The sequence below is a fragment of the Rathayibacter sp. VKM Ac-2805 genome, assembly GCF_009834265.1.
In the GTDB taxonomy this organism is placed as follows: domain Bacteria; phylum Actinomycetota; class Actinomycetes; order Actinomycetales; family Microbacteriaceae; genus Rathayibacter.
The window spans coordinates 2220370-2232909 of sequence record NZ_CP047185.1; the positions used below are offsets into that span (position 1 = coordinate 2220370).

Sequence of the window (12540 nt, forward strand, 5' to 3'; positions counted from 1 at the left end):
GGCGCCGCCGATAGAGTCGGCTCCGTGACCCTCTCCCCGCAGATCTTCACGCTCCCCTCGGCGGTGCAGCGGACCCCCGCCGCCGCTCCTCACCCGGGGCTGCTCCGATGAGGGGCATCGTCCTCGCGGGTGGTTCGGGGTCGCGGTTGTGGCCGATCACCAAGGGCATCTCGAAGCAGCTGATGCCGATCTACGACAAGCCGATGATCTACTACCCGCTGTCGACGCTGATGATGGCCGGGATCGACGAGGTCCTCGTGATCACGACCCCCGAGTACAACGACCAGTTCCGCGCACTGCTGGGCGACGGGTCGAGCCTGGGCATGCGGATCGAGTACGCCGTGCAGCCCTCCCCCGACGGGCTCGCGCAGGCGTTCCTGATCGGCGAGGAGTTCATCGGCGACGAGTCCGTCGCCCTGGTCCTGGGCGACAACATCTTCCACGGCACCGCCCTGGGCACCGCCCTCGCGGCGAACACCACGATCGAGGGCGCCGTCATCTTCGCCTACCAGGTCGCCGACCCGCGCGCCTACGGCGTCGTCGAGTTCGACGAGCACTTCCGAGCCGTCTCCATCGAGGAGAAGCCCGAGCAGCCGCGCAGCAACTACGCCGTGCCCGGCCTCTACTTCTACGACAACGACGTCGTGGCGATCGCGAAGACGATCACGCCCTCGGCCCGCGGCGAGCTCGAGATCTCGACGATCAACGAGCGCTACCTCGAGGCGGGGCGGCTGAACGTCCAGGTCCTCGACCGGGGAACGGCCTGGCTCGACACCGGGACCTTCGATTCCATGATCGAGGCGACGGAGTTCGTGCGCGTGATCGAGCAGAGGCAGGGGTTCAAGATCGGCTGCATCGAGGAGATCGCCTGGCGCAACTCCTGGATCGACGACGCCCGCCTCGCCGAGCTCGCCGCACCGCTGGTCAAGAGCGGATACGGCGCCTACCTCCACCGCCTGCTCAGCCTCGAAGGCGTGAACGCGGGCCGCTGAGCCCGGCCTCCCCCGACCTTCCCGACCTCCAGGAGAACCCGTGCGGATCCTCGTCACCGGCGGTGCCGGCTTCATCGGCAGCAACTTCGTCCACCTCACCCTGCGCGAGCGTCCCGACGCGCGGATCACCGTGCTCGACAAGCTCACCTACGCGGGCAGCCGCGACTCCCTCGCCCCCGTCGCCGACCGAGTGCGGCTGGTCGAGGGCGACGTCGCCGACGCCGAGCTGGTGGACCGGCTGGTCGCCGACGCGGATCTGGTGGTCCATTTCGCCGCGGAGTCGCACAACGACAACTCTCTGCACGACCCGACGCCCTTCCTCGCGACGAACGTCATCGGCACCTTCGCGCTCCTGCAGGCGGTGCGCGCGCACGACGTGCGGTACCACCACATCTCGACGGACGAGGTGTACGGCGACCTCGAGCTCGAGGACCCCGCGCGCTTCACCGAGCACACCCCCTACAACCCCTCCAGCCCCTACTCCTCGACCAAGGCCGCCAGCGACCTCCTCGTGCGCGCCTGGGTGCGCTCCTTCGGCGTGCGCGCCACGATCTCCAACTGCTCCAACAACTACGGCCCCTACCAGCACGTCGAGAAGTTCATCCCCCGCCAGATCACCAACGCCATCGACGGCATCCGCCCCAAGCTCTACGGCACCGGCGCCAACGTCCGCGACTGGATCCACGTCGACGACCACAACACCGGCGTCTGGGCCATCATCGACCGCGGCGAGATCGGCGAGACCTACCTCATCGGCGCCGACGGCGAGAAGAGCAACCTCGACGTCGTCACCCGCATCCTCACCGCCTTCGGACAACCCGAGGACGCCTTCGACCACGTCACCGACCGCGCCGGACACGACCTCCGCTACGCCATCGACTCCACCCGCCTGCGCACCGAACTCGACTGGCGCCCCCGCTACACCGACTTCGACGCCGGACTCGCCGCCACCATCGACTGGTACCGCGCCAACGAGGACTGGTGGCGCCCCGCGAAGGCCGCCACCGAGGAGAAGTACTCCGCTCAGGCCTGAGGCGGCCCGCCGGCGGGGATCAGTGCGGACCGACTCCGGTCGACACCCGGCCGGACGGCCGCGGAGAGTCGCACGGGCCGGGCGTCCGCTTCGCGCGGGACCGGCCGGACAGGACGATGCGGAGCAGCTGCAGCGGCTCGAGGAGGTAGCGAGCCGCGAGGCGGCGCGGGTCGCGCGCCAGGCGGAACAGCCACTCCACGCCCAGGGCGCCCATCCACCGCGGGGCGAGCGCCTGCGTGCCGGCGATGTAGTCGAGGCAGCCCCCCACGTTCGCGAACGCCGCCCGCGGGGCGAGGTCCCGGTTCTCCAGGATCCAGCGCTCCTGGCGGGGCATGCCCATCCCGACCAGGACGAGATCGGCACGGGCGAGCGACTCGGCGAGCGGCAGCTCCTCGCCGATGCCGTGCCACTGCTGGTCGAATCCGTCGTACGCGAGCCAGGTCATCCGGGACGTGCGGGCGGCGACCGCCTCCGCCGCTGCGGCCGAGGACTCCGGCGTGCCGCCCACAGCGACCACCACCAGAGGCTCGTCGTTCTCGATCAGCGGGAACAGCCAGTCGGTGCTGCCGATGCGGTGCTGCGGAGTCAGGGGCGAGTCGACCGCCGTTCCTCGGGCGAGCGCCAGGATCGGCCAGCCGTCGATCAGCACGGTGTCGGCCTTCTCGCAGAACCGGCGGAAGTGCTCGTCGGTCTGCGCCATGTAGAGCCCGTGCAGATTGAGGTTCCCGATGATGCGGCCGCGGTGCTCGCCGGCGAGGATCTCGGCGATCATCTCCGGAGCGGTCCGGGCGTCCACATGACCGAGGTCGAAGGGGAGCGCAGTGCGCGCAGCGGCTGTCATGCGGTCTCCTTCACGGAGGTGACGATGGTCTCGACGCGGCGGGCCCACGAGTGCTCGGCCCAGACGTCGCGCTGACGGTCGGCGGCGACCCGGGAGAGCTCCGGCAGCGAGCGGACGCTCTCGGTGAGGACACTGCGCAGGTCCTCCTCTCCTGCCGAGTCGTAGCAGACGACGGGATAGCCCTCGCGCTGGAGGCCCGCCGTCACGTCGTGCCGGCTCGCGACCACCGGCTTGCCCGCGGCGAGGTACTCCCAGAGCTTCAGCGGGGAGAAGTAGCTGCCGTTGGCGCTGGAGTGTCCGGCGAAGCAGAGGTCGACGCCGGCGAGGAAGGCGGGGACGTCATCGGGGTGCACCCGTCCGCGGAAGGTGACGCGATCCGCGAGGCCGAGCTCGTGGACCTGCCTCTCCAGGTCGGCGCGGACCGGTCCGTCGCCGGCGATGTCGAGGTGGACCTCGCCCAGGTCCTCCGAGGCCAGCAGTTCGACCAGCGAGGAGACGTTCTGCCACGGGTAGAGCGTGCCGAGGAACCCGATCCTCGGGGTGCGGGTCCCGTCCACGATCTCTGCGGGGCGGTGCACGGTGTGGTCGACGCCGTTGGCGACGACGAGGATGCGCTCCCGGGGGATGCCGTACCGGGCGGTGAGCTGGTCGGCGAGGGCGTCCGTGACGGCGACGATCAGATCGGCGCGGCGGAGAGTGCGTCCCTCCATCCACTCGGCGAGCGCGCGGCTGGTGGTCGCCCGTCGCTCGCTGGTCGCCTCGACGGCGAGGAGGGCGTTGACCTCCAGGACCCAGACGGCCCCGGTGGCGCGACGGGCGAGGGAGCCGAGCTCCTGGAAGAGCGCGTACCGCTCGTAGGCGAAGTCGGCGGTCGACCCGGAGACCCGGCGCTTCAGCTGGAAGCGCGAGCGCACCCGGGAGACCAGCCGGAAGACGTCGGTCGCCACGATGGACAGGCGCGAGCCGGACATGCGGCTCTCCGACCCCTGCCCGTGCACCGCCTCCGGCATCGCGTCGCCGACGATGAAGCGCTCGACCCGGACGCCGCTCTGCTCCAAGCCGTTGATCACGCCGAGAATGTGCGAGCGCGGGCCCAGACTCTCGGTGGAGGGCTTGGTCGACAGGCGCGGAGCGCCGGATAGATACAGTGCTTTCACGGGGCGAGGGTCTCCAGACGGATCACTTGACGGTAACACCGGGGAATTCGGGACCGAGACCGGTACGGCTACCCGTTGGGGGGTCATGACGGCGAGAATCGTTCACCTCGCCCGCGAACCCGTTCGATTAGCCTTCACCTCGGTTCGTCGAGTATTACAGACAGTGCGGGACGAGGGCATGACACCCGTTCGTCCGGCCGACAATCGTCGGATTCCCGAATGGGACTCCATATCCTGAACACTTCGAAAGGGAATGACGCGTGACCGATCCGGCCCCGAAGAGGAATACCGTCCGAGTCCTCCTCTCCGTCGCTCCGCCGGACGGAACCACACGATTCGTCGACCAGGTGACGCGCTTCGCTCCAGAGGATATCGACTTCTCCTTCTTCTCCTGGAGAAAGGCTTTGATCGGCAGATGGGACGTGTTCCACGTCCACTGGCCGGAATTCCTGATGAGAGGGAGATCGAAGCCGATAGCCGCGGCGCGGACGGCATTGTTCGCGCTCTTTATCGCTCGATCGTCGCTTTCTCGGGGAAAAGTGGTCCGCACTCTGCACAATCTCGAGCCGCACGCCCCCGGGGGTCGCATCGAGACGGCGCTCCTGTCCGCTCTCGAGCGCCGCACGGACCTCTTCGTGACCCTGACGGGGGTGACGCCGGTGCCGCGGGGTGCACGCTCCGTCCTCATCCCGCACGGCCACTACCGGGACGTGCTCCCGCTCGAGCACAGCGCCCCGATGCAACCGGGACGCCTGCTGTACTTCGGCCGCATCGAGCCCTACAAGAACGTCGAGCGCCTGGTCGAGGTCTTCCGGGAGCTGGACGATCCGGAGCTCGTCCTCGGCGTCGTCGGCAAGGCGCCCGCTGCCCTCGCCGAGCGGATCGCCCGGGCCGCTTCCCTCGACGCCCGGGTCACGACGCGCTTCGGCTTCGTGCCGGACGAGGAGATGGTCGCCGAGATGACCTCGTCGCAGCTGGTGATCCTCCCCTACACCGAGATGCACAACTCGGGCATCCTGCTGGTCGCGCTGTCGCTCGGCCGCCCCGTCCTCGTGCCGCGCACCCCGGCGAACGTCCTGCTCGCCGACGAGGTCGGGCAGGAGTGGGTGCGCATGTTCGACGGCGGGATCGACCGCGACGACCTGCTCGCCGCCGTCCGTGCGACCGCCGATCTCCCCGCATCGGGACCCGTCCTCGCGGGACGCGATTGGAGCGCCGTCGGCGCGTCCTACGCCCGCGCCTACCACCTCGCGGTCGACGCCCCCGTCGCTCGTGCCCGCCGAACAAGAGGGACCTCATGAGCACCCGCATCTTCGTCAACCCGAGCGGCCAGAAGGAGAACCTGGGCGACTCGGTGCTCCGCCGGGCGTACCTCGACGCACTGCGCGATCAGGGACAGCTGCACGTCTACGCCGGCACCCACTCCGCGTACATCTCGGGCTTGGGCCTGTCCACGGAGGACGTGGTCTACCACTCCCGCTCGAGCTGGCTCCGTGCCGCCCTCGCCGTCGGCCCGCGCGGCTCCCGCATGGGCTTCGCGCTGAACGCGGGCGAATGGGTCCTCGATCGCCGCTTCCTCGTCAACTCCGCCTGGCAGACGGCGCTGCTGACCCGCTCGCGCCTCGGCGGCGGCCGCCCCGTCGCGCTCGGCATCGCGCTGCGGCGGGACCAGGGAGCCCTCCCCCGCCGGTGGTTCCGACGCATGCTCTCCCTGACCGGGACGATCAGCTGGCGCGACCCCGACAGCCGTGCCGATCTGGGCGTCGGGACCGTCGCTCCGGACTGGGCCTTCGCGCTGGGCAGCGCGCCCGAGCGGTTCCGTCCCGCCGATCAGCGCCGCACGATCGCCGTCGCGCTGAGGGGCGACCGTCCGGCCCCGACCGCGGTCTGGCTCGGGACGGTGCGCGCACTCGCCCGCTCGCTCGACGCCCGCATCGTCGTCGTCGATCAGATGCAGGAGGACGAGCAGCGCTGCGCCGAGCTCGCCCGTGACCTGGACGGCACCGTCCTGGGCTGGGACGCCTCCGTCTCGCACGCCGACCACGAGGAGCGGGTGCGCGAGCTCTACCGCGACTGCGCCGCGGTCGTCAGCGACCGGATCCACGCCCTCATCCTCGGGATGACCGAGGGCGCCGTCCCGATCGGCTTCACCACGAGCGACCCGGAGAAGGTGCGCCGCACGTTCGCCGCAGTCACGACCCTGCCGGTGGCCTTCGCTGAGAAGGACGTCACCGGCGAGGCGGACGCCGTGGAGCGGGCGCAGGCCCTGCTCGGTCAGAGGGACCGGCTCCTGACCGACCTCGCCGTCGGGCGGGAGCGCCTCGCCGGGCTCCGCAGGTCGCTGACCCTCTGACCGCCGGGGCGCCCGGGCCGGGTGCCCTCCCCGACGTCGGCGACCTCAGCGTCGGCGGATCGCCAGGACGGTCCGCTGGAGGAGCCGCGCGTCCTCCCGGTAGGCCCGGAGGAGGAGGACGGCGAGCCCGGCGATCGCCAGGTCGATCGCGCCCACGATCAGCAGCTGGCCCGGGGCGCCGAGCCCGGCGGTCAGGGCCAGCGCGGGCAGCGAGACGACGACGATCGCGACACCGAGCGCGAGCGGACGGCAGGCCTGCAGGAGGAGCGCCCTCACATCGATGCCGGCGCGCGGCACGGCGAAGAACGAGAGCACCACCCAGTTCAGGACGAGGCCGGCGGTGCTGCCGATCGCGACGCCGATCGGCCCCCACACCACTCCGATCGCCATGAAGACGACCATGAGCGAGCGCGAGACGATGCTGAACCGCAGCTGGAGCCCGGTCAGCGCCTTCGCCAGGAACACCCAGTAGTAGACGAACCCGAGCGCCTGGAAGACGCCGCCGATCGCGAGGATCCGGAAGATCGTCTTCGACTCGTCCCAGCCGGGGCCGAGCGCGATCTCGATGATCGGGTCGGCGAGCGCGGCTGCCGCGAAGAAGACTCCGCCCATGACGTAGGCGAGCACGAGCTGGGCCCGCTGCACGTACCGCTCGAACTCCGAGCTGTCCTTCATCCGCGAGAGCACGGGGAAGGCGACCCTGGTCATGGGCGCGGCGATCTGCTGGAGCGGCATCCGGAAGATCTGGTAGGCGCGGTCGTAGACGCCCAGCGCACCGGCTCCCCAGACCCGACCGATCAGCACGCTGTCGGCGTTGCCGCTGATGTAGTTGACCAGCTGCACCCCGACCGTGTTCGCGCCGAAGCCGAGGAACGCGCGCATGCCCTGCGTGCGCGAGGGCAGGCCGGGCAGCCAGCCGGCACCGATCACCAGGACGACCAGGGTCGTGACCGCGACCAGCAGCTGCTGGGCGACGAGGGCCCAGTAGCCCGCTCCCGACAGCGCGAGCAGGACCGCGCCCGTGGAGGCGACGAGCTGCGCCAGCACATCGGAGGCGGCGAGCCAGCGGAACCGGAAGCGGCGGGAGACCTCGGCCTTGAACTGGGCCGTGACGGAGTTGACCACGAACACCGCGGACAGCGCCTGGCAGACCGGGACGAGCTCGTCGCGCCCGTAGAACGCAGCGATCGGCACTGCGAGCAGGAACACGATCCCGCCCAGCACCAGCCCGAGGAGGACGTTGATCCAGAGCAGGTTGTTGCGCTGGGCGTCGGTCACGTCGCTGGACTGGATCGACGCCATGGAGAGCCCGAAGTCGCCGAGGAGCGTCGCTACTCCGGCGATGGCCAGCACCATGGAGACCACTCCGTAGTCGTCCGGGCTCAGAAGCCGCGCGAGGACCGCGAGCGCGCCCAGCTGCAGGACGAAGCGGATCCACTGCCCGCCGAGCGTGGCAGCGGCGCCGCGGGCGGCGTCACCGGCGATCGTCACCGCGCAGCCTCGACGACGCTCCCCCAGAGATCGCGCGGGAAGGCCTCGAGCAGCGCGTCCGGACGCCAGTCCAGGGGCGGCTCGCCCCCCGCCTGGATCGCCTCGGCGACGGTCGCGGCCGGAGTGAAGCCCGCGCGTCCGGAGCCCTCGTAGTAGTCCCGGTACTTGAAGTCGGGCTCGCTCGCCGAGGCCACCAGCCGAGCCGGGATCCCCAGCGACTCCGCCACGACGATCGCGTGCAGGGACGAACCGACGACGAGGTCGCTCGCCGCGATCGCGCCCAGCACCTCGAAGACGGGGCGCGTCGGCTCGACGAGGCCGTCCTCCGCCCGCGGGGCGGTCCCGTCGGCGCGCATCCGACGGAGATCGTTCAAGTTGGGGAGGACGGTCACCCGGCGGTCGGGAGTGCCGCGGCGCAGCTCGTCACGACCCCAGAGGGTGCCGACGAGCAGGCCCGGGTCGCCGTAGACCTCGGGGACGGCGATGCCCCGGGCACGGAGGAAGCCGCGGGTCAGAGGACCGCGGACGGCCCGGACGTCGAGGTCGGTGAAATCGAACCGCGCGTCCAGCGACTTGCCGTTCGCCCCGATGCCCCACAGGGTGTCCCCGTCGCGGGCGAGCTTGAGGATCGACCCCACGGCGAGCAGTCGGCGGCGCTCGAGCGCGGAGCCGGGTGAGATCCCCTCGCGCTGCAGGATCCGCTCCACGAGCATCGGGCCGAGCAGATCGCCGAAGTTGTCGACTCTCCTGCGGATCGGCACGAATCGGGCCCAGGGGGCGCGACTGATCGGCTGTGCGGGATTCCAGTGGACCACGTCGATCTTCGGCACAGAAGTATGCTCTCCTCGTCCTGCGGCATGCGAGAATCACGACGCCGACCTAGACTAACGGCACTCGGCACATCTGCCTCACCGCGTGATATCCCCGCTAGCGAGCGGCGCCCGCGCTCTCGACGGAAGACGATCCCATCTCGAACAATCGATCAGCGCTTGTCCCCCCCAACGGGCGGCAGAGAGTCGCGCGACGCGGAATGCCCTCGAGCGATCCTCGACGAGCGAGACGGCCGCTTCTGGTGGGCGTGCTCCTGGGCTCCGCGGCAGGACTCGTCGGAGTCCAGGTCAACGCTCTCGGCCCTTTCCAGGGAGTGAGCATGCTGCTCGTGGGGCTGTCCTTCCTCACGGCACTTCTCTGGAAGGACAGGGCTCCTCTCGCCCGAGTGAGACTGACTTCTCTCGACTACTCCTTCCTTCTTCTCCTCATCGCCTGGGGAATGCTCGAGCTCGTGAATTCGGGCGAGTTGAGGCATTCGCCTTTCATCGGCGTGCTCCTCACTGTCGGTGTCGCTTATGCGGCCACTTTCCCGGTCCGGATGGTCGTCCGCGCTCCGTCGGACCTGGCGCCGTTCCTCCGGGGGTTCAGCGCACCGGGCGTGCTCGTCGCGCTGATCGCGATCGCGCAGCTGCTGCGCGTGCCCGGCGTCAACGAGGTGCTGGTGCAGATCACGAGCTCCGGCGGTCTCGCCGAGCGGCTCTCGAGCGGCTGGGACATCCGGGGCACGTCGACGATCGGCCACTGGACCGCTCTCGGCGGGTACCTCGCCTGCGTGATCGCGGCGTCCTGCGTCGACCTGATCATCAGCTCCGCGGGCACGAAGCTCGCCCCCTGGCCGGTCGCGGCCCTCACCGTGCTCTTCGCGGGCGCCGTCACGACGCTGACCTTCGCGACGATCGGCGCCGCAGCGGTCATCCTGGCTCTCACGGCCCTGCGGCTGAAGGCCCGCCCCGTCCTGGTGCTCTCGGGGGTGGCCGTGCTGGCGGCCGGATGGCTCGTGCTCGGGCAGAGCATCGCCGCACGCCTGGAGCAGCAGTCCGGGCAGTCGCAGTACGCGATCGCCCAGTACTCCTGGCTGCCGCAGACCATCGGCTACCGAGTCAACATCTGGGTGACGGAGACCCTCCCCGCCATCGTGGAGCGTCCGCTCAGCGGCTGGGGCACCCAGGTCTACTCGGCCGTCGACAAGGGCTGGCCCGTGCGGCCGTCCTCGCTGGTGTGGGTGTCGCCCGAGTCCGAGTGGATGCGCACGCTGATCGCGAGCGGGGTCCTCGGTCTCCTCCCCGAGGTCCTGCTGCTGCTGGTCGCGTTCGCCGTCGTGCTCCGCTCCCGCCGGATGCTCGGAGCCGCGGCCGTGTTCCCGGTGACGATCCTGCTGGTCGTGCTCGTGGTGATCTCCACCATCCACAGCCACTTCTCGAACCCCGGCGTGCCCCTCGCGCTCTGGCCGCTGGTCTTCGCCGTGGCCGTCGCGGCCCGTCGCGCGAAGACGCCTCCGGTGCCGCCGTCGTCGAAGGCCGAATCGCCGAAGCGGCGCCGGCAGCACCTCCCCCGCTGACGCGGCTGCACGATCGGACGCCGGCCGACCGTGCAGCCGGACGGCTAGACCGACTGCCGCCAGGCCCCGCCGTCCCAGAACAGCAGCAGCTGCCCGCCCGGATCGACGGCGACGTCCTGACCACCGGTGAGCGCGGTACCGCCCGCCGCACCGTGGCGCACGGTGACCGGACGCGCCCCGGCGTGCAGCAGGTGCAGCCGCTGACCGAAGACGGAGCCCGAAGGCAGGGCCGCCATCGTGAGCGTGTTCGTGGACACCAGTCGCACCATGATCACCGGGTCGGGTGAGAGCGGCAGGCGCTTCTGGGTCGTCGTGACCTCGTTGTTGCCCCAGACGAAGACACCGGACGTGGCGACCTCGGTCGCTCCGTCGGCGGGCACGTCGCACCGCCACTCGATGGACGACTGGGGCGACAGGTTCTCCCCCGGCATGTAGCGGAACGGGTAGCTGAACCGCACATTGCGGGCGCGCACCAGGTGGTCCGTTCCGCTGAAGACGCCCCAGGTGCGGGCGACCACGTCGGGCGTGCTGCGCACCTCCAGTCCGTCGATCTCCGTGCGCTGCTGACCCGGGACCGCGCCCGCTGTGCTGCCCGAGCCGATGGGCCGGGGCGTGCCGGAGGTGTTGGCCTCGAAGTCGAGGATGGTGTCGCGGATCCGCAGCAGGCTGTTCTCGGAGTAGATGCCGTGGTAATCGCCGGTGCCGGGATTGCTCGCGCCCGCGCGGAACACGCCTCCGGCCAGCACGACCGAGGCGTTGTAGCTGACCAGCAGCGCTCCGGTTCGCTCGGCGTAGATGTCCGAGGCCGTCACCGTCGGCGAGGGGTCGAAGACGCCGGCGCTCGGGTGCCCGGCGGGTCGACGGACGACGCGCACCGCGGCTCCCCGGGCGTCGAACGCGCGGAATCCGTTGATCTGGTGCGAGCGCGAGTCCCCGCCCTTGGCCTCGTCCTGCACGATCACGCCGTTCTCGACGAAGCGGGCCGTGCAGTCCACGACCCGGTGCCCGATCCCCCGCAGCTGGTACCCGGACTGCCCCTGGCTGCCCTGGCCGATGCCGGAGGTGGCCGTGCAGCCGATGAAGGTCACTCCCTCCGAGCAGTGGTGCGTGTCGAAGGCGCTCGAGGTGGTCATCAGAGCGTTCACTCCCGAGACGACCGTGCCGTAGGTGCGGCCGTAGCCGGAGAGATCGCTGTTGACCGCGACGCGGTTGGTGTCGTCGGAGTAGGAGTGGCGCACATGCGAGTACACGCCGCGGTCGACCTGGCCGAAGCTGCTCCCGACGTCCGAGACGCCGTATCCGAGGATCGACGAGCCCGCGTCGTCGGTCGCGAACCGCACGACCGCGTCCTCGACGAGGTATCCGTAGCAGGAGGTGAAGCGGAAGACCGGGCCCGAGGCGCGGGTGACCGTCACCGAGCGCAGTTGCGGATAGCGCAGGCGGGAGAAGTAGACGAGGGGCTCGTTCGACGCGGTCGCGCGCGCGGCCGCGACCATCAGGGTGCCTCCCTCGATCGAGAAGGTCTGGTCCGAGATCTGCGCGACGCGGATGTTGGTGCTGTAGGTCTCGCGGAGCACTCCGCCGAGCACCACCGTCGATCCGGACGAGGAGCGCACGACCGCGAACTCGCCCAGGCGGGACTCGACGACGCCGTCCCCCGGCCGGCGCTCCGGGATCGGGTCGTCCGACACGATCTTCACGATCGTGCCGGGAGCCCAGTCCGGTGTGCCGCCGACGCTCAGCTGCGACACGGCGGAGGCTCCGGCCGGAGCGGCGACCGTCACGGCGGTGACGGGGAGGACGGTGCCGTAGGCCCCGGAGACCGAGAAGATCGGCTTCGACGAGGTGGCGACGAGGGTCGCCCCGTGCGCGCTCACCCGCAGGGACTTGGCGAGCCGGGGGTAGAGCGAGGTCCCGACGAGGTAGGTGCCGGTCGGGATCACCAGCAGACCGCCCTCGGGGACGGCGTTCATCGCCTTCTGCAGGCCGGCGCTCGAGTCCGTCGCGCCGGTCGCGTCGATGCCCGAGAAGCGGGCGGCGGAGGCGACCACGGCGATCCGGTCGAGCTCGCCCTGCGAGATCGTGACCGCGGCCTCGGCGGCGGGGGCTGCGGCGGCGCTCCAGGCGCCGACCGCCCCGATCGCACCGGCGGCGAGGACACCGCGACGCAGGAGGGAGGCGGGACGCCCCGGGTTCTCGTGAGTGGTTCGGTCGCCGATCAAGGGGGGCCTCCCGGACGTGCGGTCGTGGGCGCGGGGAGAGCCCCGCGCCCCCATTGTCGGAA

At 70.7% G+C, this 12540-nt stretch carries 10 protein-coding genes; 5 read left to right on the top strand and 5 right to left on the bottom strand.

The features are described from left to right. The first annotated feature begins 107 nt into the window (after positions 1-107). The gene (rfbA, locus tag GSU40_RS10370; RefSeq protein ID WP_104223010.1) at positions 108-992 is read left to right on the top strand and encodes a glucose-1-phosphate thymidylyltransferase RfbA; all 885 of its coding nucleotides are present in this window, start codon (positions 108-110) and stop codon (positions 990-992) included. 40 nt (positions 993-1032) lie between these two features. Beyond that, positions 1033-2025, top strand: a complete 993-nt coding sequence (rfbB, locus tag GSU40_RS10375) for a dTDP-glucose 4,6-dehydratase (protein WP_104223009.1) — start codon at positions 1033-1035, stop codon at positions 2023-2025. 19 nt (positions 2026-2044) lie between these two features. Here the strand turns inward: rfbB and GSU40_RS10380 are convergent, their stop codons facing one another. After that, positions 2045-2866, bottom strand: a complete 822-nt coding sequence (locus GSU40_RS10380) for a WecB/TagA/CpsF family glycosyltransferase (protein WP_104328334.1) — start codon at positions 2864-2866, stop codon at positions 2045-2047. Then, on the bottom strand, positions 2863-4110 hold the full coding sequence (locus GSU40_RS10385; RefSeq protein WP_104249575.1) for a glycosyltransferase: 1248 nt from the start codon (positions 4108-4110) through the stop codon (positions 2863-2865). The genes GSU40_RS10380 and GSU40_RS10385 overlap by 4 nt, the downstream gene beginning before the upstream one ends. Before the next feature lie 452 nt (positions 4111-4562). Here GSU40_RS10385 and GSU40_RS10390 point away from each other — a divergent pair, with 452 nt between their 5' ends. Beyond that, positions 4563-5324 (top strand): glycosyltransferase, encoded by a 762-nt coding sequence (locus GSU40_RS10390; protein WP_160034878.1) that lies wholly within the window; start codon positions 4563-4565, stop codon positions 5322-5324. Further along, complete coding sequence (locus GSU40_RS10395) at positions 5321-6376, top strand: polysaccharide pyruvyl transferase family protein (RefSeq protein ID WP_160034880.1); 1056 nt, start codon at positions 5321-5323, stop codon at positions 6374-6376. The genes GSU40_RS10390 and GSU40_RS10395 overlap by 4 nt, the downstream gene beginning before the upstream one ends. A gap of 45 nt (positions 6377-6421) precedes the next feature. Here GSU40_RS10395 and GSU40_RS10400 read toward each other — a convergent pair whose 3' ends face one another. Both GSU40_RS10400 and GSU40_RS10405 read right to left on the bottom strand, forming a co-directional pair. Further along, positions 6422-7867: a lipopolysaccharide biosynthesis protein gene (locus GSU40_RS10400; RefSeq protein ID WP_160034882.1), complete on the bottom strand. Its 1446-nt coding sequence runs from the start codon at positions 7865-7867 to the stop codon at positions 6422-6424. Further along, complete coding sequence (locus GSU40_RS10405) at positions 7864-8697, bottom strand: polysaccharide pyruvyl transferase family protein (RefSeq protein ID WP_160034884.1); 834 nt, start codon at positions 8695-8697, stop codon at positions 7864-7866. The genes GSU40_RS10400 and GSU40_RS10405 overlap by 4 nt, the downstream gene beginning before the upstream one ends. A 242-nt stretch (positions 8698-8939) precedes the next feature. Here GSU40_RS10405 and GSU40_RS10410 point away from each other — a divergent pair, with 242 nt between their 5' ends. Further along, entirely contained in the window at positions 8940-10256 is a 1317-nt protein-coding gene (locus GSU40_RS10410) for an O-antigen ligase family protein (RefSeq protein WP_160034886.1), read from the top strand. 44 nt (positions 10257-10300) lie between these two features. Here GSU40_RS10410 and GSU40_RS10415 read toward each other — a convergent pair whose 3' ends face one another. Then, the gene (locus tag GSU40_RS10415; protein WP_160034888.1) at positions 10301-12478 is read right to left on the bottom strand and encodes a hypothetical protein; all 2178 of its coding nucleotides are present in this window, start codon (positions 12476-12478) and stop codon (positions 10301-10303) included. Positions 12479-12540 lie beyond the last annotated feature (62 nt).